The sequence below is a fragment of the Serratia sp. PL7 genome (assembly GCF_945957435.1).
In genome coordinates this window covers 1,350,941-1,377,802 of record NZ_CAMFLB010000001.1, presented here as the reverse complement: position 1 = coordinate 1,377,802, position 26,862 = coordinate 1,350,941, and the positions used below count along the sequence as shown (strand labels likewise).

At 59.3% G+C, this 26,862-nt stretch carries 17 protein-coding genes; 6 read left to right on the top strand and 11 right to left on the bottom strand.

Annotated elements, in window-relative coordinates; all coding sequences use genetic code 11:
- Window positions 1-170: 170 nt before the first annotated feature.
- From N6G83_RS06365 to N6G83_RS06345, 5 genes are all read right to left on the bottom strand, one after another.
- Window positions 171-4,316 (bottom strand): amino acid adenylation domain-containing protein, encoded by a 4,146-nt coding sequence (locus tag N6G83_RS06365; RefSeq protein WP_260514912.1) that lies wholly within the window; start codon window positions 4,314-4,316, stop codon window positions 171-173.
- Complete coding sequence (locus tag N6G83_RS06360; protein WP_060447212.1) at window positions 4,316-8,122, bottom strand: AMP-binding protein; 3,807 nt, start codon at window positions 8,120-8,122, stop codon at window positions 4,316-4,318. Before N6G83_RS06360 ends, N6G83_RS06365 begins: the two co-directional genes overlap by 1 nt.
- A gap of 17 nt (window positions 8,123-8,139) precedes the next feature.
- On the bottom strand, window positions 8,140-8,589 hold the full coding sequence (locus N6G83_RS06355) for a toxin-activating lysine-acyltransferase (protein WP_197819038.1): 450 nt from the start codon (window positions 8,587-8,589) through the stop codon (window positions 8,140-8,142).
- 18 nt (window positions 8,590-8,607) lie between these two features.
- Window positions 8,608-10,134, bottom strand: coding sequence for an MchC protein (locus N6G83_RS06350; RefSeq protein WP_197819039.1), 1,527 nt, complete (start codon window positions 10,132-10,134; stop codon window positions 8,608-8,610).
- A gap of 362 nt (window positions 10,135-10,496) precedes the next feature.
- Complete coding sequence (locus N6G83_RS06345; protein ID WP_126186697.1) at window positions 10,497-10,772, bottom strand: hypothetical protein; 276 nt, start codon at window positions 10,770-10,772, stop codon at window positions 10,497-10,499.
- A 315-nt stretch (window positions 10,773-11,087) separates the two neighbouring features.
- Between N6G83_RS06345 and dcp the strand changes: the two genes are divergently transcribed.
- On the top strand, window positions 11,088-13,289 hold the full coding sequence (dcp, locus tag N6G83_RS06340) for a peptidyl-dipeptidase Dcp (protein WP_043143240.1): 2,202 nt from the start codon (window positions 11,088-11,090) through the stop codon (window positions 13,287-13,289).
- 107 nt (window positions 13,290-13,396) lie between these two features.
- Here dcp and N6G83_RS06335 read toward each other — a convergent pair whose 3' ends face one another.
- A complete protein-coding gene (locus N6G83_RS06335; RefSeq protein ID WP_025302737.1) occupies window positions 13,397-14,293 on the bottom strand; it encodes a LysR family transcriptional regulator in 897 nt (298 codons plus the stop codon).
- Window positions 14,294-14,398: 105 nt separating this feature from the next.
- Here N6G83_RS06335 and N6G83_RS06330 point away from each other — a divergent pair, with 105 nt between their 5' ends.
- Complete coding sequence (locus N6G83_RS06330; protein ID WP_025302738.1) at window positions 14,399-15,814, top strand: aldehyde dehydrogenase family protein; 1,416 nt, start codon at window positions 14,399-14,401, stop codon at window positions 15,812-15,814.
- Window positions 15,815-15,941: 127 nt separating this feature from the next.
- Here the strand turns inward: N6G83_RS06330 and N6G83_RS06325 are convergent, their stop codons facing one another.
- The 5 genes from N6G83_RS06325 to N6G83_RS06305 form a co-directional block, all read right to left on the bottom strand.
- The gene (locus tag N6G83_RS06325) at window positions 15,942-17,252 is read right to left on the bottom strand and encodes an MFS transporter (protein WP_016927840.1); all 1,311 of its coding nucleotides are present in this window, start codon (window positions 17,250-17,252) and stop codon (window positions 15,942-15,944) included.
- A 142-nt stretch (window positions 17,253-17,394) separates the two neighbouring features.
- Window positions 17,395-18,024 carry an N-carbamoylsarcosine amidohydrolase gene (locus N6G83_RS06320; RefSeq protein ID WP_033634448.1) on the bottom strand — a complete coding sequence of 210 codons (630 nt, stop codon included), beginning with the start codon at window positions 18,022-18,024 and terminating at the stop codon, window positions 17,395-17,397.
- Between the two features lie 9 nt (window positions 18,025-18,033).
- Window positions 18,034-18,786 carry a maleate cis-trans isomerase gene (locus N6G83_RS06315; RefSeq protein WP_015377793.1) on the bottom strand — a complete coding sequence of 251 codons (753 nt, stop codon included), beginning with the start codon at window positions 18,784-18,786 and terminating at the stop codon, window positions 18,034-18,036.
- A gap of 15 nt (window positions 18,787-18,801) precedes the next feature.
- Entirely contained in the window at window positions 18,802-19,596 is a 795-nt protein-coding gene (locus tag N6G83_RS06310; protein ID WP_049295535.1) for an alpha/beta fold hydrolase, read from the bottom strand.
- Window positions 19,593-20,744 carry an FAD-dependent monooxygenase gene (locus N6G83_RS06305; RefSeq protein WP_033645813.1) on the bottom strand — a complete coding sequence of 384 codons (1,152 nt, stop codon included), beginning with the start codon at window positions 20,742-20,744 and terminating at the stop codon, window positions 19,593-19,595. Before N6G83_RS06305 ends, N6G83_RS06310 begins: the two co-directional genes overlap by 4 nt.
- A gap of 326 nt (window positions 20,745-21,070) precedes the next feature.
- Between N6G83_RS06305 and N6G83_RS06300 the strand changes: the two genes are divergently transcribed.
- From N6G83_RS06300 to N6G83_RS06285, 4 genes are all read left to right on the top strand, one after another.
- Window positions 21,071-22,129, top strand: coding sequence for a 2,5-dihydroxypyridine 5,6-dioxygenase (locus N6G83_RS06300; RefSeq protein WP_025302742.1), 1,059 nt, complete (start codon window positions 21,071-21,073; stop codon window positions 22,127-22,129).
- 66 nt (window positions 22,130-22,195) lie between these two features.
- The gene (locus N6G83_RS06295) at window positions 22,196-22,669 is read left to right on the top strand and encodes a MarR family winged helix-turn-helix transcriptional regulator (protein WP_043143235.1); all 474 of its coding nucleotides are present in this window, start codon (window positions 22,196-22,198) and stop codon (window positions 22,667-22,669) included.
- Window positions 22,670-22,754: 85 nt separating this feature from the next.
- Window positions 22,755-23,297, top strand: a complete 543-nt coding sequence (locus tag N6G83_RS06290; RefSeq protein WP_260514911.1) for a (2Fe-2S)-binding protein — start codon at window positions 22,755-22,757, stop codon at window positions 23,295-23,297.
- Window positions 23,290-26,859, top strand: coding sequence for a molybdopterin-dependent oxidoreductase (locus N6G83_RS06285; RefSeq protein ID WP_260514910.1), 3,570 nt, complete (start codon window positions 23,290-23,292; stop codon window positions 26,857-26,859). Before N6G83_RS06290 ends, N6G83_RS06285 begins: the two co-directional genes overlap by 8 nt.
- Window positions 26,860-26,862 lie beyond the last annotated feature (3 nt).

Below are 26,862 nucleotides of genomic sequence, written 5' to 3'. Positions count from 1 at the left end.
AAAAGATAAAGGATTGAATGATTGTGCTGGTAAACCTCCTGTCTTCGGAAAAAAATAACGAATAAAAAATATCCATGAATGTGTAGTAAAAACAGAACAAAAAAATCCAACTGCTGGGTAATTTCATCAGTGCCTCGATAGGTTTGATTGGCCAGGGGTATCTTCTCGCGTTATTCCAATGATGTGGACAACGCGCGCAGCATCCGCGTCAGCGCTAGAAGAAGTTGAGCGTTGTTTAAAATGCTGTAATGCGTTTCTGCACAATAATTGAGTTGAACGTCATGAGAGGATTGCCTCTCCCAGCGTTGTGCGAGATTGGGGTGTTTACGCTGACGTTGCTGGCTGAGCCAAAGCGTCAGCGGTATCGCTATCTGTGGCAGAGGGCCGGCGTTATTCGTCAGATCAAAGGATTTTTTCAGCGCCCAACAAAAGGCTTCGGCATGTTCCAGCGTGATCTTCTCCGCAAGCACGCTCTGATTCAGCGCATAGTGCATTTTTATCTCGTTGGCGAAGCTGTCTATCGCGTTCGTTTCTTGATGCCGACACAAATGGCGCGCAATACCGAGAGAGTCGAACAGGCTGAGGTAACTTTGCGCCACGCTGAAACCTCGATTCACTGAGGGGTGCTGGGTGGGCAAACCGCTGTCGACAAGCACCGCATGCGCAAAGGGCGCGCCTTGTTCCGTCGCCTGCGCCGCCATATGGACAGCTAATTGGCCGCCCAATGACCAGCCGGCGATAACGGCAGTGTCGCGTTTGGCACGCGGTATGGCCGCCAAATGGGAGGCGGCCAATCGCTGCAGGGTGAGTGTGTCGTCTGCGCCTGGCGCGGCCAACCCCGGGCTGGCGATGGTGATGATGTTGGCGCAGGCGTAAAGTTGTTTTATCCACTTTGCATATTGATATACCTGGCCACCGGCACCATGCACCAAATACAAGGTGGGCAGAGAGGGGCGATCGGCTGCGCCGGACAACATCGATAACGGCAGGGGCGCGTTATCGCGCAGACGCTCGGCAAGTTTATCGAGCTGTGAGTAGCCAAGGATTTCCGCCAGGGTTAATTCCACATTAAGGGCGCGCTTGATGTTACCCAAAAACGTAATGCCGGAAAGCGAGCTGCCGCCATTGCTGAAGAAGCTGGCATAGGGGTCGATCTTGTCTGGAGCACAGCCTAACGTATCCGCCAACAACTCACGTAGCAGCATGAGTTCCGCGGACGCGGCGGGAACAACATCGCTGGCCTGACTCCGTTCGGTGCCTGGCGATAGCAAGGTGCGATCCAATTTGCCGTTGCGTGAAAGCGGGAAACGTTCAATAAGATGATAGTGGGATGGCGCCATATATGCGGGCAATGCGGCCGTAACCTGCTCGCGTATTCTTTGCTCCGCCTGGACGCTGGCTTTCCCCGCCTCGGTCAATGTGAAATAGGCTTCCAGATACGGTGTGCCGTTCCTGGTTTCATCGCGACAGACGACGCACGCTTCAGCGACCAGTTCGCTGCTTTTGAGCGCGAATTCGACGTCACCCAATTCGACGCGAAAACCCTGCAGTTTCACCTGTTGGTCTTCGCGGCCGAGGAATTCGATGTAACCGCTGCGATGCCAACGGCCACGATCGCCGGTGCGGTACACGCGTTCTCCGGTGGTTGGGAGAAGAACAAAGCTGCCGGCGGTGGTTTGCCTATCGCGCCAATACTCGCGGGCAACGCCAACGCCACCGATATAAATGTCGCCGGTAACGCCGAAACCGCACGGCTCGAGTTTTTCATTCAACACCCACATGCTTTGATTCGGCAATGCGGTTCCATAGGGGATGGCGTTTCTGTAGTGCGTATCTCGTGTAAGTGGATGATAAATTGACCATATTGCCCCTTCGGTGGCACCGCCAAGGCTGGTGATGGTGGCGTTGGGGCAAAGCCGATGTGCTTCGGCGATCAGCCGCGGAGAGATACGATCGCCGCTCAGCCAGATATGCCGCAGTTGAGGCAGCGACAGGATGTTTTCTTGTGCGCAGTATTGCACCAGCATTTGTAAGATGGCGGGAACCGAGTTCCAGATGCTGATTTTCCGCTGGCGTATCGCATGTAGCCATGCTGACGGCTCTTTAGCGTCGTGCGGCGATAACACGGTTACCGATGCGCCGGCTAGCCAACTGCCGAACAGGTCATAGACCGATAAATCGAAGGCCAGGTCGGCGAGCGCCAATACGTTGTCACGATGTGAAACGTTAAACAGTTGATTCATGGTCAGCAAGGTATTGGTGACGGCGCCGTGTTCCATCGCCACGCCTTTTGGCGTACCTGTCGTCCCCGATGTATAAATGACATAGGCGAGTGCTTCCGCTTCGCCTGATGGGAAGGTTGCTGTGCCTGTGGCAGAGGGAGAAAACAGCGCCTCCAGATCCTGAAGGCGGGTTGTCTGCGGATAGCGGGCGCGATGGTGAGCCCGATTGCTCAAAACCCAGGCGCAACCCGATATTCGCATAATGGCCGCTACGCGGGCATCCGGTAATCCTTCGGCCAACGGCAAGTAGGCGCGTCCGGCGAGGATCACGCCGAGCGCCGCAATAGCTTGATGAGCGCCGCGTGGAAGATCGATGGCGATGAGCGCGCCTGGAGCGGTATGGGCGTTCAGCCAATGCGCCACGAGGCCGGCGTGCTGCAATAGCCGATCGTAATGCCACACCTGATCTCCCTCGAACAACGCCGGGCGATCCCCATGCTGGTGGGCAGCGCGTAACAGCCGATCGGAAAGAGGTTGCCGCAAGCATACCGGCATCGCCTGCCCGACGGAGAGCTGCCGCAATTGCCGGTTATCGGCCATTGGCGCCAGCGAATAGTGGTCGACGGCCCGCGAAGGATCGCAGGCAATTTGCTGCAACAGCAATGCGTAAGCTTGCGCCAATCCGTTAATACGCTCCGGCGTAAACAGCTTGGCGTTGTATTGCCACTCCAACTGAATGCCCTCTGCGCCGGAAATCACTTCCAGAACCAGATCAAACTTGGGCGGCGCATAGCGTCTTGGCAGGGTGTTAACCTGCGCACCGCCAAGATTTAGCTCGTTGCTTTTGCGATGTTGGCAGACGAACATGATTTGAAAAATGGGGTGGAACTTGCCGCGCGTGGGCTTGAGTTGTTCAACCAGGTAAGAGAAGGGCAATCTCTGATGTTTGAAAGCGCGCGCAAATTTATTGGCGTTCTTTTGCAGCAGCGCGGTGAAACTGTCGTCGCCAGTGATGATAAATTGGTGAGCGATCGTGTTGACGAAGCTGCCAACGGCGTCGTTTAACGTCGGCTCGTTCCTGTTGGCGATCGGGCTACCGATGACTACGCGATCCGTCGCCGATTCTCTGGCAATCAGTAACGCGAAGGCGGAGTGCAACAGCGTAAACAGCGTCGTACCGTTATGTTTGGCTAACTGGGCCAGGGCCGGCTGCAGTTCGTTCGTCAGCGATGTTCTGACGATATTCTGTGTTTTGCCTGCCGCGGTGATGGCGATATCGTATTCAAGCGCGTGTTTTTCCGGCGCACCATCCAGTTCATCGCGCCAAAACGCCATGCTGTCATCGACATTGGCGACGGCGAGGAAAGGGTCTTCAAGATAGCGGAAAAACGCCTGACCGTTGTCATAATGCCAATGCTCTTCGTACGCTTGATAGTCACGGCTCAGTTCATCCACCAGCAAATTGGCCGTCCAGCCGTCGACCACGCAATGGTGGAAGGTCAAGAACAGATAGTGGTGCTGTGCGCTCTTTCTCAAGATCCGGCAGCGCAGGGGATACTCAGCCGCGAGGTCAAACGGAATCGTACACTGGGCGTTAAGCGCCGCCAGCATATTTTCTTGCTGCTCTTCACTGTTCAGCCTGCTGATGTCCTCGAGGCTGTGTTCGAAAATGGTTTCATCAGGATGCACGATGTCAACGGTGATGGCTTCACCGTCTAGCCGGTAGCGGCCGCAAAGCGCACCGTGCCGCTTGAGCAGTTTTTTCAACGCGGCGAGCAAACGCTCGGGTTCAAAGGGCCCCAGGATCTCTTTAGCGATCGGAATGTTATACAGCGGGCTGTTCTTGGTGAAGTTTTCATACAGCCACAGGTATTGGCCCGCGTAGTGATTGACGGTGTAACAAGGCTTCTCGCCGGTGTGCCGCTCTGAATTGTCTGGCGTACAGACAGATAAAAATGCGGTAATGTCTTCCTGCACCGCACTGAGTGCGGCGGCGTCAACATGCTCGATGGTTTGGCGTCGAGGCGACAGCTCGCCGAATTTTGCTCCCTGTTTCGCCATTTCCATCAGATTGATCAAGCCGATGACGCTCATCAGTGCGCTCCTTCCATGTTGACGTCGATAGTTTTCGCTGTTCGACCGCTTTTATTCGGGCGTTTGTCGCTGTGGGCGGAAATCAAATTCAGCCAATGCGCTAAGCTACACAACTGCACTCCCGGGTTTCTCCGCTGCGCCATTGTGAAGGCGGCGCGATGGTCGATATTCTCGCCATCATCGAAACCGAAGATCCTCAGTACGCAGCCGTTCAATCGCTCATTGGCCGTATCGAACCGAATGTGCGGGAAATAACCCAGCCGCGCAGAGAGGGCTATCAACTCTGTAACACCGGCGTCGACGGCTTGGCGGCGCGCATCGACTTTATGCAGCAACAGTAGTCGCTCATGCCGGAAATCGCGTAGCAGGCCCTGCGTGAGTCTGGCTCCGCCGGCCGTATCATGCATAAAGATCATGTGGTTAACTCGGCCGGGCAGGGTGTGCAGCAGGGCCGAAAGTGCATCGAGCCAACTGGCATATTGAGTGGCTTCGTTCGGTACGTTGAATATGGCCGCGTTCAGCGACCATTCAGCAGGCAACGGCAGCGCCTGCGGTGACAGAATGTCCACACCGCGTTTGTCGGCGAGGGCGGCCAATAAAAGCCGTTCATCTGTGCCTTCGGGAGATTGAATAAACAGCCTGCTGCTGGTCGGCGCCTCGGTTGATAGACAGCGGCCGATAGCGCAACGGATGTCCAGATGCTGCGGATCCAGACCATAGCGTGCATGGGCCAACTGCGTCAGGTGTCGGCAGAAATCGGCGAGTCTTGGATGTTCAAGAATGTCGCTCAGGTTCAGATCCAACCGACAGTGGGCGTTAAGCACGTTAATGATTTTTATGGCCTGCAGGGACTCGCCGCCGAGCGTGAAGAAGTCGCCATCGTCACTGCCCAGCGTCGCCAGCCAAACTTCATGCACCAGGGTGTTGAATGTCGTCGAACGCAACTCCCGTGTGGGTTCAGGCATCCGGGATTGTCTCTCCAGGGTGCGATAATCAATCTTGCCGTTAGCCAGTTTGACCAGCGGCGTTGGATGATGCACGAAGCGCTGAGGAATATGGGCATTGGGCAGTTCGCCGTACAGTGTGCGGCGCATTGCCTCACTGAGCGGCTGCCGGCTGTGATAATGCGCGTACAGTTCCGTTCCCGCGTCGCCGCTTTTGGCCAGTACGGCAATCTCGACAATGGAGGGCAAGCGGGCCAGACAGCTTTCTATTTCACCCATATTGACGCGCTGCCCGGCGATTTTCGCTTCACGAATTTTGCGGCCAAGGAACACCAACTGCCCATCTTGGCGCTGGCAGGCGATATCGCCGGTACGAAAGGCGGGCATGAGATGGCCGTTGGCCTCAAGGGTGACGAACTTTTCCGCGCTCAGCGTTGGTTGATGCCAATATCCCAGGCCGACGGTCGCTCCGGCTATCAGTAATTCGCCGCTGCAGCCGAGCGGCAACGGCCTGAGATCCTCGCCGACGATCGCCGTGTATATACCATCCAGCGGTGTGCCTATCGTCACGGCGGCGCCATCGTTTTTGATTTCTGCGGCCGTCGCCACCACGGTTGTTTCGGTTGGGCCGTAGGAGTTGAATAACTTCCTGCCTTTGGGGTAGTGCGCGAACCAGCGTTCTTTGGCTCGCGGTGAAAGGCTTTCGCCGCCGATGATAACGGTAGTGACGGCCGGCGGTAGCGTCTGTTCACCGCCGGAGGCGAACAGCATTTCATTAAAGTAGGCGGTCGGCAGATCCAACAGGCTGATTTGATGATCGTCGCAGAATGTGAAGAAAGCGGCAAAGCTGTGCTTGACGGTCTCGGGGGCGATACACAGGTGGGCGCCGGCCCCCAGCGTCATGAAAATTTCTTCGATGCAGGCATCGAAATGCAAGGGCGCAAATTGCAACACGCGTTCGTGCGGTTGAATGCCATAGCATTTTATCGCCGCATCGACAAAAACGTTGAGAGCATGTCGGGCGCCTATCACGCCTTTAGGCATTCCCGTCGAACCGGAGGTAAACATGATATAGCTGGTACCGACCGGGAACGCCGGCGCCTCAGTCGATGTTTGCCGGCGAAACACGGTGAAGTGTGCGAAATCCGTCGGCATATTGAGTGTCGATGCGCGCCAATGCGCCAATGCGCCAGGCTCGGAATGAACGGAGGGACGCGTGCGATCGGTAATCAGGATAGCGTCGCTAAACTGTTCAAGCAGTTGACGGTAAGCCGCTCCATCCCCTTTGGCATTCAGGTTGACGAAGGGCATTTTCAATTGCAACGCAGCAAGCATGCAGATGATGGCCTCCGGCCCTTGCGGCAAGTCGAGCAACAGTACGGTATGTGCGGCGCGAACGGGAGCCAGGACATCGGCCAGCGCACGCCACTGCTGCTGCAAAACGGCATAAGACAGCGTTCTGAGCGATGACGAAGCGTGTTCAGGCGTGAGGATCGCCGTGCGTTGCGGCGCTTGAACGACGGCACGATCGATACGCTGCATGATATCGACCACGTTGTCGTTGGCTGTTTTACCCAGCAGCGAGAGCGGGAAACGTTGTCGCAATGCCGCGACGGAAAGATTTTCCGGATCGTCGTACAGCAAGGTGCACAAGGTCTGTATCCCCTGGCTGTGCCGCACCAGACTGGCCGCATCGTAAAGCCCTGAGTCGGCATCGATCTCCAGCCGCAGCGTTTGGTTATCGAGATCGGGACGCATGTTGAAGACCAGATCCTGCGCGCCTCCTGAGCGTAAGTTACGGATTTCACTACGCTGAGCGGGAGAGAATGAGGCTGCCGCTTCAAAGGGAATGATATTGACCACGATGTTGAACAACGGCGAGCGGCTGGCGACGCTCCTCAGACTTTTTATCTCTTCGTAACGAAACGCTTGATGTTTCTTGAGTTGCTTGAGCGCGTGTTCAATGGTTTGCGCCAACTGTCGGCATGAAGCGGTGTCCTCAATATCGAGAGTCAAAGGAACAACGTTGGTCTTGCAGGTTAGCGCCTGCCTCGACAGGGCGTCTGTTCGCGCCATCATAGGGACGCCGATCGTTTGCTGCTTCTCGCCGGTACATAGGTACAAATACGCCATCACCGCTACAAAAGTGCGCGCCAGCCAGGAAGGATGTTCGGTTTGCAGCGCAAGGCGCTCGGCAGGATAGGGCAACGACGTCACATGGCGGATGGTCTGTCCCGAGGGAATATTGGCGCAGGCTAATGTCATCGGGTCTGGCAGTGAGGCGCTGGCCGCTTGCCAAAAATGTCGGTCTGCTTGATAGGCGGCTGACTGTTTATACTCGGATTCAGCCCTGAGCAAGGCATCGATCGCCGGTACGTCTTGCGGTTGTTGTGTCTGGTCTCGGTAGGCCTGCGCCACTTGATGGATCAGCAAATAAGTGCCGTAACCATCAAGCAGCAGATGGTGGCTGCAGAAATACCACAGAAAGCGTTTCTCACCCAGCCTGATGATTTTTTGTCTGAATAACGGCGCTGCGTTCAGCGAGAAGGGGCGCTTAGCATCCGCTTCCATTAATTCGATAGCGGTGGCCATATCGTTGGCGCTCTGCGAAAGATCTACCCATTCCACTGAGATATTGGCGGTGACGGAATATTGATAAGGCGTGCCGTTATTCTCATCAAACAGAACGTGCAGCGTAGGGGTTTGGCTGATGACACGATGAATAGCACGTTTCATTCTTGCGATATCGAGAGTGTGATTTATTTCGACATATTCCGCGATATTATAGCTCGATTTATCATCGCCGATCTTGGTGCCATAGTAAAATCCTGCCTGTGAATCCAGTAATTGATGTTTGCTCATTGCCTCATCCCTGACAATTATTTTTCTTTATTTTTTACAGTCATCAGTCTGCCCGTTCGGCGGGAGCGCCACACAACCGTGCGGCGTTCTACGATGGGGTGAACTCTTTTAAGGTGTTCCAAACATAAATGCGCGCTGCCTGGCTTGCAGCAAAAATCTAAAATACACAGCGTACCGCCCTCATCCCATTCTGAGTTATGGAGAAGAAACTGCGGATCGTTAATAAATCGACTCAGCGTCTCATCTCTCAGGTAGGCCCAGGTTATATACCCTATCGGGTTATCCAAATGGTCGAATAATATTTTAAATTGGTGTTGATTAATCGCTTCCTGAGTCCATAGCTGCAACGTTTTTATATGGTACAAACTGTAATTTTTATTCATCAACATACAGTTAACGGCGAAGCCCAGGCTCTCGTATTGACTGAACCTACTTTTACCCTGCTGGTTTTCTTTGATAAAACTCACGAAATATCCTCAGCGTTGTTATTGTAATACGTTGATCGCCTGGCGCTCGAAACGGTCGAGATAGGTTTGCAATTGTTCGGTGATCTCGCTGACTTCGCCGCGCCAGCCGGAAATTTCTTGAAAAATCACTTCACGGCGCATGAACGTGCGGGAACCCAACCTTCTGGTGACGGTCTGCTTCATCGCCAGTTGTAATCCGGCGGAGGTTTGAGCTGCTGATGTTTCCTGAAGGTATTGCGCGTATAACCGACGGAACGCCAGAGAAAATCTCTCCTCCGCGGTCGTACCCTGTTGCTCGGCGGGAACCCTTACGGGTGCGTCGATGAGCCGGTGCAATAGGGCAATCGCCGGATGAGCATTCCCCAGGCCAAGACCTTGTCGACGGGTAAAGACGCCGGGAGCCAAATCGAACATTTTTTGCAAGCGTTCGCCTAAGGAGAACCACTCGGCGGTGAGAGGCAGGCGTTGTAAAAATGCAGGGTCAAAACCCGCCATACCGAGATTATCCAGCAGGCAGGCTCGTTTATAGGCCATGTTGAAGGCCGCACCGATGCCTTGGTGCGCTGCCGCGAGAAATGCCGGGCCGAATTGATGCTTGGCTAAATAAAAAGCGAGATCTTGCAAGCCTCCCAGCAACAAAGGGGCGTCTTCATTGAGCTTGTTGTGTTGAATGTAGCTGCGCCCGGGATCGCGACGTTCTGCGGGAAAAACACTGCGAACACCATGAAAGTCCAGCAGCCTACCGGCCATATCGCAATTGGAGGGTGAGGTCATCATCACCAAATGCCGGGTGCGGCAGTACGCGATCTGCGTCGCGAGACGCCGGGCAAGCTCGCAGAGCCCGTAGAATGCTTGTTCTTCCTGGGGCAATGCCAACCAGCTTGCGGCGTCAAACTCCGGGGGACGAGGCAGAAAAGCCGGTGCGGCGACAATCAGCTTTTCGACCCGCTGAATATCCGAAGGCTGCCTTTGCATCGCATCATGAGGATGATAGTAGGGTGCGCGGCAAAAATGTGCAGGGCGCACGACGGGCTCACGCACCAGCAACGCCTTGCGGTTATGGGGACTTCTCGCCGATTCAGGAGAGATGGCGGCTAAGGGGCTATCGGTCACCAAGATCGCCTTATTGGGCACGGCACCGTAAGGCAGCAGTTTGGCCATGACGTTCCCCCATAATGCCTCCAATACTGCGCCGGTCATCGTCAACTCGCCATCGACATGCTTTGCCCCTTGACCGACTAACGCATTAGCCCCAATACCTTTAACCTGCCAACGCCCATCAAAGCCACAGCGTGCTCCGCCGCCGTTGCGCGAAATAGCGCCGCCGCCATAACGTTCGGCGAAAAAGACTTTTTCATCATTTAAGCGCGGCGTACCATCATCAAAAATAGCATGGCGATTATTTTCTTCGATGAGATAGCTGGTCTCTTTTTTCAGTTCGTCTTGTTCAGCAGGGCTTAATGCATTGTGCCAGAGTAATTGAGAACCTGTCTTTTTTGCGACGAAAGGGATCAAGCTTTCGTGAAGCATGGCGAGCTTTGTCATTTTTTAATCGTTATTTTTATTGGTGCAGAGTAAGTTAAATCCCGGCCTTATTGCACAAGGAATAATAAGACTGTTTTTTTAATTTGATGAATCCGGTGTTGAAAGTGAAGACGAAGGTGAAGGGCGGCCACCGCCACTGCCATTCCAGGTTGGGCCCATAGGAACCTGTGGAATAGCAACGTTAACCGGCATGTGTGGTGCGGCTTGAATAGCTATTTCCGTCCCGACGCCCACGGCTAAGGATACGGGGGTGGGTAATTTCGCTATTGTGCTCAGGCTACCGACAATGAGCGAAGTCGGATTATAAGAATCGTTGCCGTCAGATCCGTTAATACATGACAATTCAACTTCCGTTAAGGCTCTCATTTAAACTCCTTCTTGCGAGAGGTGATAGATAAAACAAGCGAAAAAATAATCGCCATCGGCAAACCATAACTGGCCGTGGTTTTAAGGGCGGCCGTATCCAAAAGGATCGCCTGGCGCTGCAGGCAGTAGTCTAAAAATACGGCAAGGGGAAATATCAAGAACAGCATAACGATGTGGTACGTGCGCACGCCTTTTTTCTTCGCGTTTTTATAGATCGCACTGATAATGAGGATGAAAATGACAATAAGAACTATTTCCGTTATAAGATACAATTTGATTAGCTCCATTAATCAAAATTTACATCAAGTTACATTGGGTAACCTGATAAGTCAACAGGGTATTTTATGATTCCTCTTTATTTATCATGGTATTGAATTAATTAATCATAAAATGATTACCTTTTGTGACTATGTGTCGATGATGAAAAATAAAGATGTCAAAGAAGCGTTTGGCCGCGGTCGGCGAGGCGGTTAACTTCTAATCACTTGTTTTTGCTCAAACTGCCAACTGCGCCTAAGCTAGGTGATGACTCTGAGGGAGCCATTCCCCGAGACCTTATTCCGTGAACATGGAGGAGTTTCGATTTGATGCGTTTATCCACATTGGTGCTGGCGATCGGCATGGCGCTGGGCTCGCAGGCACAGGCAGCAGAAACCCAACCTCACGCCGACCATAGTGCCCTGCCCAGCGGCCAGGCGAAGGAGGCTACCGTGACCGGTGAAGCCAATCAGCACGACAAGCAAAAGACCCAAAACCCGTTCTTCTATCAAAGCCGTCTGCCGTTCCAGGCGCCGCCGTTCAACCTGATCAAGGAAAGCGACTACGCGCCGGCGATCGAGGCGGGCATCAAGCAAAAGCGGGAAGAGGTGGAGAAGATCGCCAACAACCCGGCCAAGCCCAACTTCAAGAATACCTTCGTGGCGCTGGAGCAGGCCGGTTCGCTGCTGACGCGGGTGATGAACGTGTTCGGCGCCATGACCTCGGCCAACACCAGCGATGCGCTGCAGAAGCTGGATGAAGAAACCTCGCCGATGCTGGCGGCGCTGAACGACGACATCATGCTCAACGGCAAGCTGTTCGCGCGCATCAAGGCCATCTATCAGGATCGCGATGCGCTGAAGCTGGATCCGGAATCGCGCCGGCTGGTGGAAGTGACCTACAAGAACTTCGAGCTGGCGGGCGCCAACCTGTCGGACGCCGACAAGGCCAAGCTGAAGGCGCTGAACCAGGAAGCAGCGACGCTGAGCACCCAGTTCACCAACAAACTGCTGGCGGCGAGCAAAAACGGCGCGCTGGCGATAACCGACCAGGCGAAACTGGACGGTCTGTCCGAAGGTGAGCTGGCCGCGGCAGCGCAGGCGGCCGCCGAGCGCAAGCTGGAGAAACAGTGGCTGTTGGTGCTGCAGAACACCACCCAGCAGCCGCTGCTGCAGAGCCTGAAAGATCGCGACACCCGCCAAGCGCTGTTCGACGCCTCCTGGACGCGCGCGGAGAAGGGCGACGGCAACGATACCCGCCAGACCCTTTCCCGTCTGGCCAAGGTACGCGCCGAGCAGGCCAAGCTGTTGGGCTACCCGAACTACGCCGCCTGGAAGCTGCAAAACCAGATGGCCAAGACGCCGGATGCCGCCTTGAGCTTTATGCGCAACATCGTGCCGGCGGCCACCGCGCGCGCCGAGCGTGAAGCCAAAGACATTCAGGCGGTGATCGATCAGCAGAAAGGCGACTTCAAGGTGCAGGCCTGGGACTGGCAGTTCTACGCCGAACAGGTGCGCAAGGCCAAGTACGATCTGGACGAATCGCAGATCAAACCTTACTTCGAGCTGAACAACGTGCTGAACAACGGCGTGTTTTACGCCGCCAACCTGCTGTACGGCATCAGTTTCAAAGAACGCAAGGACATTCCGGTCTACCAGCCGGACGTTAAGGTGTATGAAGTGTTCGACAAGGACGGCAAATCGCTGGCGCTGTTCTACACCGACTACTTCAAGCGCGACAACAAGGGCGGCGGCGCCTGGATGAGCAACTTCGTCGATCAGTCGAAGCTCAACGGCACCAAGCCGGTGATCTACAACGTCGCCAACTTCACCAAACCGGCGCCGGGGCAGCCGGCGCTGCTGTCGTATGACGACGTGATCACCATGTTCCACGAGTTCGGCCACGCGCTGCACGGTATGTTCGCCGATCAGGAATACCCGAGCCTGTCGGGTACCAACACCGCGCGCGATTTCGTCGAGTTCCCGTCGCAGTTCAACGAGCACTGGGTCAGCGATCCGAAAGTGTTCAGCCACTTCGCCAAGCATTATCAGACCGGCGAGGCGATGCCGCAGGAACTGGTCGACAAGATCAAGAAGGCCGACAAGTTCAACAAGGGCTACAGCATGACCGAGCTGCTGTCCGCCGCGCTGCTGGACATGCACTGGCACATGCTGACCGCCGACCAGCCGCAGCAAGACGTGGACAAGTTCGAGGCCGAATCGTTGCAAAAAGACAAGGTCGATCTCAGCTACGTGCCGCCGCGCTACCGTTCCAGCTATTTCCAGCACATCTGGGGTAACGGCTACGCCGCGGGCTATTACGCCTATCTGTGGACGGAAATGCTGGCGGACGACGCCTTCCAGTGGTTCACCGAGCACGGTGGCCTGACCGCCGAAAACGGCCAGCGCTTCCGCGACATGATCCTGTCGCGCGGTAACAGCCAGGATCTGGAGAAGCTGTACATCGACTGGCGCGGCAAAGAGCCGAGCATCGAGCCGATGCTGATCAACCGCGGGCTGAAGGACGAATAGTTCCGAGGGTATGAACAAGGAGAGTGAGTAAACCAACGGCACGCCAAATGCCGGTCGCATTCCGACGTTTGGCGGTGCCGTTTTCTGGTCGACAGAGAGAAGACAAGCTACCTGGCCTGAATTTCATGCACCAAATCGATAAATGCCTTGAGCCCCGGAGGAACATGTCGTCTGCCGGGATAATAGAGACGCAATCCGCCGAAAGCTGGGCACCATTCGTCCAGTACGCTAATAAGACGACCTGATGCGATATCTTCACGGGCAAACCAATCTGAAACGAAGGCAATCCCCACACCGCTCAATGCGGCACGATGAATGGCGCGCATTTCATTCAATACAATGCGCGGCGGTACGTTGACTCGAAGTTTCTGCTGGTGGCGTTCCAATTCCCAATGGTAAATCCCTCCGTGTGACATACGCATCCCGACGCTTTTGTGCCGTAACAGATCCTCCGGCGATTGCGGTATGCCATGTTCAGCGAAATAGTCTGGTGTAGCGACCACCAACATGCGGATATCTCCCGTTAGCTCCACGGCGATCATGTCCTGCGGGACGGACTCCGCCAAACGGATCCCCGCGTCGTAACCTTCCGCCACAATGTCCACCATTCTTGATTCGCTGGTGATATCGAGCCGCATTTGCGGGTAACGCCGCAAATACGTTTCGATCAACGGTTCGTAGAGCAGGGAGACGCACTCCTGCGGTGCGCTGATGCGCAGCGTGCCGGTTGGCGCGTCGGGCTGGGTGGCGATTTCTTCTGATGCACGCCGAATCTCGGCCAGAGCGGGGGCGATTCGTTCTACATAACGCGCGCCCGCCGGCGTCAGCGCCACGCTGCGGGTCGAACGGTTAAACAGACGTATTTTCAGGCGGCTTTCCAACCCGGCCACCGCATTGCTGACGGCGGTGGCCGACATGCCTAATTGCCGTGCGGCGGCGCGAAAGCTTTGTCGCTGCGCCACCGCCAACACGACTTCCAACTCTGTTAGTCCACTGCGATGCATAGATTATCCCGATTATCGGTACAGTTCGTACAGGATAGACCCACTTATCGTATTGATCATCTGTTTCTATACTCGTTTGACTAATCGGAACATGTGGAGCGCACCATGCAAAAAATTGACAGCATTTATATCAACGGTGAATTCGTGACACCCCACGGTGAAGAACGCTTCACGCTGTTTAACCCGGCGACAGAAGACGTGATTGGCACTGTGCGTCTGGCGGACGAGGTGGATGCCGAGCGGGCGATTGCCGCAGCCAAGGCCGCATTTCCTTACTGGTCCAAGACCAGTAAGGCGGAACGCCTTGCCGTATTGCGCCGTATGCACAAAGCGGTTATGGCCCGTGAAGATGAGCTGATGGACGCCGTCGTGATGGAATATGGCGCGCCCAAAATTCGTGGGCGCTGGATGGCCAGCTACCCGGCGGACGCGATAGCTCAGGCGATCGACGCGCTGGAAAATTTCGAGTTTACGGAACAGGCGGGTAAGGCGCAGGTCATCATGACGCCTGTCGGCGTCGCCGGGCTGATTACGCCATGGAACAGCGATGCCGGGTTTATCTGCAACAAACTGGCGACGGCGATGGCGGCAGGGTGCACCGCGGTGATCAAGCCCAGCGAAATGAGCGCGATGCAAACGCGGGTTATCACCGAAGCGTTGCACGACGCGGGCATTCCTGCCGGAGTATTTAACATTATCACCGGGCGAGGCGAGGTGGTGGGTGAGGTCATTAATCGACATCCCGATATTGCCAAGATCTCGTTTACCGGTTCCACGGCGGTGGGCAAACATATCGTAGAAAGCGGTGCAGAATCGCTGAAACGGGTGACATTGGAACTGGGGGGCAAATCGCCGACGCTGATCCTGGACGATGCGGATGTCATGCAGGCCGTGCCTTTGGCGCTTGCCGCCGGTTTTATGAATAGCGGCCAGGCCTGCATTGCAGGCACGCGAATTCTGGTGCCGCGCAGCCGTCAGGCGGAGTTTGAACAGGCGATTGCCGACGCGGTAGGCAAAGTCCGGTCGGGCGATCCGCGCGATGAAAATACGGAAATCGGCCCGATGGTGAGCCAAAAACAGTGGCAACGGGTGCAGGATTATATCCGCTTGGGCGAGGAAGAAGGGGCGACATTGTTGGTTGGCGGCGTTGGCCGTCCATCGGGTATGGATAAAGGCTGGTGCGTGAAGCCTACGGTATTTGCGGGCAATAACCGGATGCGCATTGCCCGGGAAGAAATTTTTGGTCCGGTGCTGGTGATCATCCCTTACGACAATGAGGCCGAAGCGCTTGCGATCGCCAACGACACCGCCTACGGGCTGAGTGCGCTGGTGTTAAGCGGCGATCGCGAACGCGGGGTGCGGGTGGCGCAGCAGATTGACTCCGGGCGTGTTCTGCTGAACACGTTGGATCATGAACCTAAAGCGCCGTTTGGCGGTTTCAAACAGTCCGGGCTGGGGCGCGAGATGGGCAAATGGGGGATGCAGGCCTATCTGGAAGCAAAAACGTTGTTGGTGGGGTAACCCAGAGCCCATCGTCGTTATTGACATGCCGTGTTGTGGGGGGAGAAAACGGCGTAAGAATCAAAGCAGACAACGGTCCGTTATCATCATTGTCATTGTCTTGCGCCTTTTCCCTTTCTATTAACGCTCAGCGGTTCACCACCTTGGCCGGCAGGGCCACCACCAGCAGCGAGCTGAGCAGCAGGCAGCCGGCGAAGGCCCAGAGCGCGCCGCCGCTCTTGCCGGTCAGATCCAGCGCCAGCCCCATCAGCGAATTGCTCACCAGCCCGGCGATGTTGGCCAGCGAACAGGCCAGCGCGAAGCCGGTCGCCGCCGCCGTGCCGCGCAGGAAGGTGGCCGGCAGGCTGAAGAACACCGGCACCGCGCCGATGATTGCCGCCTGGGCGATGGAGAACAGCAGCACCGTGGCCAGCGCATTGTGGGTGAAGAAGGTGCTGCCGGCCATCGCCAGCGCGCCGATGATAAACGGCACGATGATATGCCAGCGCCGTTCGCGCAACCGGTCGGAACTGCTGCCGATCAGCAGCATGCCGAGCAGGGCGGCGACGCTGGGGATCGCCGTCAGGTAACCGATGGTGGTGATGTCGGTAACGCCGGCGGTTTTGATGAAGGTCGGCATCCAAAAGCCCATGGCGTAGGCGCTGAGCAGAATAGCGAAGTCGATGCCGCCGAGCATCCACACCTTCAGGTTGAAGAATCCGTCGCGGAAGCTGTGCTTGCCGTGATCGGCCTCGGCGTCGTCGCGCGCCAGATCGTCGGCGATGCGCTGTTTTTCCTCGGGCGTCAGCCACTTGGCCTGCTGATAAGTGTTAGGCAACAGCCAGAAGGTCAGCACGCCCAACAGCACGCTGGGAATGCCCTCCAGCAAAAACAGCCACTGCCAGCCGTGCAGCCCGTGGCGCATGTCGAAATGGCCCATGATCCAGCCGGAGAGCGGCCCGCCGATCACGCTGGAGAGCGGCAGGCCGATCATGAACAGCGCGATGATGCGGCCGCGGCGATAGGTCGGGAACCACAGCGTCAGGTAAAAGAGCACGCCGGGCAGGAAACCGGCCTCCGCCACGCCGAGCAGAAAGCGAATGACGTAGAACTGGGTCGGCGTGGTGACGAACATGGTGGCGGTGGACAGCAGCCCCCAGGTGATCATGATACGGGCAATCCACATCTTGGCGCCGACGCGCTGCAGGATCAGGTTGCTCGGCACCTCGAACAGAATATAGCCGACGAAGAACAGCCCGGCGCCCAGACCAAAGGCCGCTTCGCTCAGCTGCAGCGCGTCGGCCATCTGCAGCTTGGCCAGCCCGACGTTGATGCGATCGAGGTAGGCCGCCAGGTAACACAGGCAAAGAAACGGGATCAGTTTCCAGGTGATTTTGCGGTACAGCAGCAGCGATTCTGCGTCCGCTTTCCCCGCCAGCGGGGTGTCGACAATGGCCATGATGTTGTCTCCAGGTGGTGCGTGTTGGCCTCCGCAGGAGGCGCCTGTTGTGTTTGCGTTGCATGGGCGCCGCCCTGTTTCGGGCGGTCGCGTGAGGCGCTGTCTGCGCCTTCGTTATTGTCGTTGCAGGTGAATCGTTGACTCATAACCGGTTCAGGTAGTCGAGCGCCTCCCGTTTGTGCACCACGTCGCCGTATTTGCTGTCGATGTCGAACAGGTTAGCTTCGTGCGGGCCGGGGTGACGATCGCCGACGCACTCGCGCACCACCATGGCGCGGAAGCCGTGCTGCACCGCGTCCACCGCGCTGGCGCGGATGCAGCCGCTGGTGGAGCAGCCGATCATCAGCAGCGTGTCGATCCCTTGCGCCACCAGCAGCGGCGCCAGCGCGGTGCCGAAGAAGGCGCTGGCGTATTGCTTGCTCAGCACCACCTCATCGGCCAGCGGCGCCACCGGCGGGCAGAACGCCGCCAGCGGGTTGCCCGCCACCATGTCTTTCATCACCGGCGCTTTCTTCACCCACAGGCCGCCATCGGCAAAATGGCCTGCATGATAGCGGATATGGGTGTGGATCACCGGAATTCCCGTTCGGCGCGCGCAGGCCAGCAGCTCGCGGCTTTCCTCGACCGCGCTCACCACGCCCGGCGCGAACAGCGGCGCGCCTTCGGTGGTGTAGGCCTGCATAAAATCGATCGCCAGCAGCGCCGGGCGCCGGCCGAAGCCGATGCGCTGGCCCCAGACGCCGCGGTAGTTGTCGCTGAGGGTGTCGTTCATTCTGCCTCCTCAATAGGCGCCGGACAGCAGGGCGCCGGCGCCGGGGACGATCGGTTCCAGCTCCAGCGCGGTCAGCATCGCGTAAGTGGTGGCGATGGCGGCGGTGATCACCGGTTTGCCGGTTTGGGCCTCTACCGTTGGGACGGCCGGCAGCGAAGGCATCTGCACGCAGGCGGACAGCACGATAGCATCGACCTCGCGTAAATCCATCTCGGCGACGATCCCCGGCAGCCTGGCCGGATCGTGCCGGCCGACCTCGAGGTTGTCCGGGATCTCCAGCGCGCGCCACACCTTGACCTCGATGCCTTCGTGCTGGATGTAGTCCACCACCAGCTGGGTCAGCGGTTTCATGTAGGGTGCCACCAGCGCGATGCGTTTGGCGCCGATCACCTTCAGGCCGTTGACCAGCGCGCCGGCGCTGCTGATAACCGGCGCGGCGGCCTGATTGTCTTTCGTCACCTGCGCCAGCCGGGCCTGCGATTCGCGGTGATAGCCCAGCCCCATCGCCATGATGGCCACCAGGCAGGCGTAGCCGAGCACGTCGACCCGCGCGTCGGACAGCTCCAGTGCGCAGCGATCGGACTCGGCGTCCATCGCCGCCAATTCTTCTTTATTGACGTGTTTCATGCGCATGCGGCTGGAGTGAAAGGTGAAACGCTCCGGGCGTATCAGCTGGCGCGCGCCCAGCATCGCCGGGATCTCGGTTTCCATCGTGGTGTTGGAGCTGGGCACGATCTGGCCGATGCGGTAGTGGTTGCTCATGTCGGTGTTCCTCAGTTAATCCAGAAAATCGCCCAGGGCGCGGAAGAAGCCGTCGAAATCGTCCCACGGGATCATGTGTCCGGCGTTCTCGACCTCGACGATGGCGATCTCCGGCTGTAGCGCGCGGATCTCTGCCCGGTCTTCGGGCTGAATGACGCCGCCTTTGCCCGCGGCCATCAGCAGCGTCGGCATGGTCAGCAGCGGGTAGTCACGGTGGCTGTCCACCTGATGAAAATCGTCGTAGGCGCGTTGGATCGCCGGCTCGTAGCAGGTGTGCAGCCACTCGGCGCGCAGCCGGCGCTGCTCTTCGCTCCAGGTTGGGCAAAAGGCGCGCATCTGCTCGGCGCTCATGCCCGGCAGCGACTGCCGGATGGAGTCGGCGTACCACGGCCATTGGCCGGGATAGGCGCGGCGGCCGGGGCCGGAAACCGGCGGATCGACCAGCACCAGCCGCCGCACGCCGGCGGGCTGCAGAGCGGCGGCGCGCAGGGCGAAGCGGGCGCCCATCGAATGGCCGAGCAGGGCGTAACTGTCCAGGTTCAACGCAGCGGCGAAGGCGTTGACGTCCTGCGCGCAGGTCTCTGCGTCATAAGCCAGTTCCGGGCCGCTGGACGACAGACCGCGGCCGCGCACGTCGAGCACGTAGACGTCGTATTTTTCCCCCAGCCGCTCGGCGACGAAGCCCCAGGTGATCGCCGGGCTGGTGATGCCGGGGACCAGGATCAGCGCCGGGCCGTGGCCGCCGTAGCGCAGATAGTGTTGGCGAATGTCGTTGGCGTGAACGTGGGCGCCGTAGAGGAAGGTGCTCATGCGGCGTTCTCCGATTTCAGCGCTTGCGCGTACAGGTCGTAGCCGTAGACCCAGGCCGGATCTTCCTGGGTGCGCAGGAAGGTGTTGGCGTTGGACACCGCCTGCACCCGGGAGGCGCGCTCCTTGCGGTTGGCTTCATACAGCTGGAAGGCGGTGCGGTAGTCGCCGAGGCCGGTTTCCTGCAGGCAGCGGGTCAGCATGGCGGCGTCTTCGATCGCCATCGCCGCGCCCTGCGCCATGTGCGGTTTCATCGGGTGGCAGGCGTCGCCGAGCAGCACCAGACGGCCTTCGCTCCACAGCGGCAGCGGTTTGCGGTTCAGCAATGGCCATTTGGTGACCTGCTCGCTGGATTCGATCAGCGCCTGCACGATCGGGTGGTAGCCGGCGAAGGTCTCGAACATTTCTTCGCGGCTGCTGTCGATGAAGCTGCCCTGGAAATCCCAGGCCGGGTGCGGCACGCCGCTGACGTAGTAATACTCGTCGCGCCGTTGGGTGGTGTAGTAGACCATCAGATGGCGATCCGCCGACCACCACTTCACGCAGTCTTCGAACGTCAGGTTGTATTTCGCCAGCTTCTCGCCGCGGATCAGCGCGCGGTGGGCCACCCAGCCGCTGTAGGTCGGCGCTTCAGCGCCCAGCAGGTGCTCACGAATGCGCGAATTGATGCCGTCGGCGCCGATCACGATGTCGGCGTGGGCCGAGGTGCCGTCGACGAAGTTCAGCACCACCTCGTCACCGCGATCTTCAATTTTGCTCAGGCATTTGCCGAAGTGCAGGGTGCCGGGCTGCAGCGCGGAGAGCTGCAACGCCTGCAAATCGCCGCGGTGCACCGTCACATAGGCGGCGCCGTACTCCCGGCGGGCGAAGGCGCCCAGTTCGATGCGCGACAGGTAGTCGCCGCTTTCGGCGTCGCGGCTGAACCAGAAATCGGGGTGAGACGCCATCTGCTCCAACCGCTGCTCAATACCGAGACGGCGGAAAATCTTCAGTACGTTCGGCCCCATGTGAATGCCGGCGCCAAGGCGTGAGAACGCCGGGCTCTGTTCATACAGATCGACGGTAAAGCCGGCTTTTTGCAGCAGCCCGGCGGCGGCGGCGCCCCCCAGCCCGGCGCCGACGACGGCGATGCGTGGTTGTTTGCTCATCATGTTTCCCCTGTCTGTTGGCTTTTTTCAGCGTAGGCCCAACGCGTGGCTGGACGTTCGATTTATAGTGTATGCGCTAGATAACGCAAAGTTGCAAAAGTGTTAAATCAGATCTCGCTCACGCTAATTGACGGCGTATTACTGTTAAACTCATGTTAATCACAGGATTGATGCGGGATGAAATAGGACTTTCTTATGGTGGATATTCGCAGCTTGCTTTCCTTTGCTTTTTTGACTTAGATGAAATGAGTGTGTTCACTTTAAATTGTTTGAAAAATCACCGCCGCCTTGCGGGCGTCGGTCACCCTTGACGAGACAGGAGACAGGCCATGGCGGTCAATGAAACCCAGTTGGTACAGCTGTTCGAGCAGGTGCTTACGCTGTCGAAGGTTGATGCTTCGCAGAGCGTGGCGATTTTGAAAAGCCATTATTCCGATGCGCGCACGGTGCGCGCCGCGACCGACGCAGCGCTGCGGCTGGGCGCCAAGGTGTATGCCGTCGAACTGCCGGCGTTCAACCATCCGCGAGCGATGGGCAACGACATGACCGCCTATTGCGGCGATACCGCGCTGACCGGCAATCTGGCGGCGCAGCGTGCGCTGGAGGCCGCCGACCTGATCGTCGATACCATGATGCTGCTGCATTCGCCGGAGCAGGAACAGATCCTGAAAACTGGCACCCGCATCCTGCTGGCGGTGGAGCCGCCGGAGGTGCTGGCGCGCATGTTGCCCAACGCGGAGGACAAGGCGCGGGTGCTGGCCGCCGCCGCCGTGCTGGAGCAGGCGAAGCTGATGCAGGTGACCTCCGCCGCCGGCAGCGATTTCCGCGCGCCGCTGGGGCAATACCCGACGGTGACCGAGTACGGCTATGCCGATGAACCGGGGCGCTGGGATCACTGGCCGAGCGGTTTCCTGTTCACCTGGCCGAATGAGGAGCAGGCGGAAGGGGTGCTGGTGCTGGAGGTCGGCGATATCTTGCTGCCGTTCAAAAGCTATGCGCGTGAACGCATCACGCTGGAGATCGAACAAGGGTTCGTTACTCGCATTCACGGCGGCTTCGAGGCGGAATACCTGCGCGAATACATGAAATACTTCGACGATCCGGAGGTGTACGGCATCTCGCACATCGGCTGGGGTCTGCAGCCGCGCGCCCAGTGGACGGCGATGGGTCTGCACGACAAGAACGACGGCATGTGCATGGACGCGCGCGCGTTCTACGGCAACTTCCTGTTCTCCACCGGGCCGAACACCGAAGTGGGCGGCACGCGCAAAACGCCTTGCCATATGGATATCGCACTGCGCCGCTGCGACATTCGCCTCGACGGGCAAACGGTGGTGGCGGACGGGGAAGTGGTGGCGCCGGAAGCGTCGCGCGTGCGCCGGGCGTAATCGTTGCTGCCAACGGCGGGGGTTTGTACTATTCTCGTGGATTCCATAGATGGTGAGAGTAACGCAATGACGCCCCCCGAATACCCGTCAGCCGTGAGCGGCCAACCTGAAAATTATCATTTTACCGAGCAAGTCGGGCACCTGCTGCGCAAGGTTTATCAGCGCCACGTGGCGATTTTCCAGCAAAACGTCGGCGATTCGCAGCTGACGGCGGTGCAGTTCATCACCCTGTGCGCGGTGCGCGATATGGGGCCGAGCTCGCTGACCGAGCTGGTGCAGGTGACGGCGGTGGATCAGGCCACCATCCGCGGCATCGTCGAACGGCTGAAGGCGCGCGATCTGATCACGGTAACGCCGGATCCGATCGATCGGCGCAAGGTGGTGGTCGGCCTCACCGACGCCGGCGGCGCGCTGCTGGCGGAAACGGTGCCGCAGGCGGCGAAAATCACAGAACTGACGTTCGGTACGCTGAACCCGGCCGAACGGATAGCGCTGATATTCCTGCTGAATAAAATGCTGGAAGATCCGCCCACCGGCTGATTCGCCCGAGCAACGTCGGTTGCCTGGTGGTCGGCGGCGAGAGGCCAGCCCATAAGATCATCACGTGCAGGCGGAGACGCGAACAATGGCGATATCTGAAGTGCAATCGCCCAGGGACGGCGCGAAAACCACGCTGACGGAGCATCCGCTGATGCTGTCGGTGAACGGCGAACAGCTTCATGCGCAGGTGATGGCGGATACGCCGCTCTTGCTGGTACTGCGCAACGATCTGGCGCTCAAAGGCCCGAAATACGGCTGCGGTCTGGGCGAATGCGGTGCGTGTACTGTGTTGATCGACGGCGTGGCGGCGCGTTCCTGCGTGATCCCGGCGCTCGGCGTGTCCGGCCGGGCGATCGTGACCCTGGAAGGCCTTGGCGATCGCCAGCGCCCGCACCCGGTGCAGCGTGCCTTTATCGAAGAGCAGGCGGCGCAATGCGGCTACTGTCTCAATGGCATGATCATGACCACCAAAGCCCTGTTGGATCGTAATCCCGCCCCGAGCGAGGCGGAGATCCGTCAGGCGCTGTCCGGCAACCTGTGCCGCTGCGGCACCCATCTCGAAATCCTGCGTGCGGTTCAGCGCGCCATCATTCTCTGCCGCGATGAGGACGCCCACGCCCATGACTGATTCCCGTGTCCCATCGCCGAGCCAGGCCGACTTGCTGCAGCGCGACGGCGTGCTGCTGATCGTCGACAGCGTGCAACCGCCGCCGGGACTGGTGCCCAAAGGGCAAACGCCGGTGCTGAAGCCCAAAGAGCAGGGGCTGTTTATCGCCCTGTGCGGCAGCGGCGAAATCTATGCCTTTAACGGCCATGTCGATCTTGGCACCGGCGTGCGCACCGCGCTCGGGCAGATCGTCGCCGAAGAGCTGTACCTGCGCATGGATCAGGTGCAAATGGTGTTGGGCGATACCGAGCGCGCGCCGAATCAGGGCGCCACCATCGCCAGCGCCACGCTGCAGATCTCCGCCGTGCCGCTGCGCAACGCCGCCGCCGAAGCGCGCCGTTGGCTGTTGCGCCAGGCGGCGCAGCGCTTCGATGCGCCGGTGGAACAGCTGACGCTGGAGGAGGGCGTGATCCGCAGCCCGCAGGGGCAGGCGCTCAGCTACGCCGAGCTGGTGGCCGGCGGTCATGTCGAGCTGTCGATTTCCGGCGACGCGCCGCTGAAACCGCAGGCGGAGTATCGCCTGGTGGGCACCAGCACCGCGCGCGTCGATATTCCGGCCAAGGCGACCGGCGAAACCACCTACGTACACGATATGCGCCTGCCGAACATGCTGCACGGCCGGGTGGTGCGGCCGCCCTATGCCGGCTACGACAGCGGCGAATTTGTCGGCACCAGCCTGTTGGCGGTGGATGAAACTTCGATCGCGCATATTCCCGGCATCGTCAAACTGGTGGTGATCGGCGATTTCATCGGCATCGTCGCCGAGCGCGAAGAGCAGGCGATCAAGGCGGCGCAGGCGCTGCAGGTCAGCTGGAAAGACTGGCGCCGCAATTTGCCGCAGATGACCGACGTGGCGCAGGCGCTGCGCGACAATCCGCACTCGACCCGGGTGGTGCACGATACCGGCGATGTGGATGCGGCGCTGGCGGCGGCCGACAGGCGTTTCACCCGCAGCTACCTGTGGCCGTATCAGCTGCATGCCTCGATTGGCCCTTCCTGCGCGCTGGCGGATTACCGGCCGGAGCGCCTGCAGGTCTGGTCAGGCAGCCAGAATCCGCACCTGCTGCGCGCCGATCTGGCCTGGCTGCTGGAGTACCCGGAAGCGCAGATCGAGATCGTTCGCATGGAGGCGGCCGGTTGCTATGGCCGCAATTGCGCCGATGACGTCTGCGCCGACGCGGCGCTGCTGTCGCGCGCGGTGGGCAGGCCGGTGCGGGTGCAGCTGACCCGCGAACAAGAACATGTGTGGGAACCGAAGGGCACGGCGCAGCTGATGGAGGTGGACGGCGGGCTGGACGCCGCCGGGCACCCGGTCGCCTACGACTTTCGCACCTATTATCCTTCCAACGGCGCGCCGACGCTGGCGCTGTTGCTGACCGGCCGGGTTGAGCCGCTGCCGGTGGCCTATGAAATGGGCGACCGCACTTCGGTGCCGCCTTATGCGTATCCGGCGCTGCGCGTCAGCATCGAGGACATGGCGCCGATCGTGCGCGCCTCCTGGATGCGCGGCGTTTCCGCCTTGCCGAACACCTTCGCCCACGAATCTTATATCGATGAGCTGGCCCACGCCGCCGGCGTCGACCCGCTGGAATATCGGCTGCGCTATATCCATGACGAACGCGCCAGTGAACTGATGCGCAGCACCGCAGAACGCGCCGGCTGGACGCCGCATACCGAACCGATGCAGACCCCGGCGGAAGACGGCGTGCTGCGCGGGCGCGGCTTTGCCTACGCCCGTTACATCCACAGCAAGTTTCCCGGCTTTGGCGCGGCCTGGGCCGCCTGGGTGGCTGACGTTGCGATCGACAAAGCCAGCGGCGAAGTGGCGGTAACGCGCATCGTGGTCGGCCACGACGCGGGCATGATGGTTAACCCGGACGGCGTGCGTCACCAAATCCATGGCAACGTATTGCAATCGACCAGCCGGGTGTTGAAAGAGCGCGTTACGTTTGAGGAATCGACGGTCTCTGCCAAAGAGTGGGGAGCTTACCCGATCCTGACCTTCCCGGAGGTGCCGGAGGTGGACGTGGTGATGATGCCGCGCCCTTACGATCCGCCGCTGGGCGCCGGGGAGTCGGCGTCGGTGCCCAGCGCGGCGGCCATCGCCAACGCGGTGTTCGACGCCACCGGCATTCGTTTTCGCGAGCTGCCGATCACCTCGGACAAGCTGCGTGAGGCGCTGAACGGGCCGGATGCCGAGCGGCAGGCCGCCCCTCCCACGAAAAAGAAGCGCGGCAAATGGTGGTTCGGCGGCGCGGCGGGGCTGTTCGGCGCGGTGCTGGGCATCGCCGGCAGCGCCTTGCCGTGGCGGGCGGAGATCGCGCCGGTGGCGACGCCTGGCGCCGGCACCTGGTCGGCCACCACGCTGGAGCGCGGCCGCCAGCTGGCCGCCGCCGGAGACTGCGCGGTTTGCCATACCGCGTCGGAAGGGGCGACCAACGCCGGCGGGCTGGCGATGGCGACGCCGTTCGGCACGCTCTACAGCACCAACATTACCCCGGATGTGGCAACCGGCATCGGCAACTGGTCATTTACCGCGTTCGATCGGGCGATGCGCCAGGGCATCGCCCGCGACGGCCGCCATCTGTATCCGGCATTTCCTTACACCGCCTTCAGTAAAATGACCGACGGCGACATGCAGGCGCTGTACGCTTATCTGATGTCGCAACCGGCGGTGCGCCAGAGCAATCCGGCCAATCAGATGCGTTTCCCGTTTAACCTGCGGCCGCTGATGGCCGGCTGGAACGCGCTGTTCCTGCGCCAGGGGGAATATCAACCCGATCCGCAACAAAGCGCGCAGTGGAACCGCGGCGCCTATCTGGTCAACGGCCTTGGTCACTGTGCCGCCTGCCATTCGCCGCGCAATCTGCTGGGGGCGGAAAAGGGCGGCGCGGCTTTCCTGGCGGGGGGGATGGTGGACGGGTGGGAAGCGCCGGCGCTGAATCAATTGGCCAATGCGGACAAGCCCTGGACCGAGGAACAGCTGTTTCAGTACTTCCGCAGCGGGCATTCCGCCGAGCACGGCGTGGCGGCCGGGCCGATGGGGCCGGTGGTCAGCGAACTGGCGACGTTGCCGCAGAGCGATCTGCGGGCGATGGCCAATTATGTGATGTCGCTGAGCACCAAGGCGACGCTGAATGTGGAACCGCAGGCGCAGTTGGCGGCCCGCGTGTTGCCTGCGGGTCAGCTGGCGGGCGAGCGGTTGTTCCAGGGCGCTTGCCAGGCCTGCCACAGCGCCGCCGTCGGCGGGCCGCAGCTGTTCGGCGTCAGCCCGGATCTGGCCAATAACACCAATATCTTCAGCGATCGCCCCGATAACCTGATCAAAGTGATCCTGCAAGGGATCCCCAAACCGGCCACCGCCGAATTGGGCTTTATGCCGGGCTTCAAGGACAGCTTTTCCGATCGGCAGGTGACGGCGCTGGTGAATTATCTGCGCCAACGCTATGCCGGCGACAAACCGGCCTGGCGCGACGTGGAGGCTCAGGTGGCGCGGCTGCGTGCAGATCCGGGCACGCATTGAGCC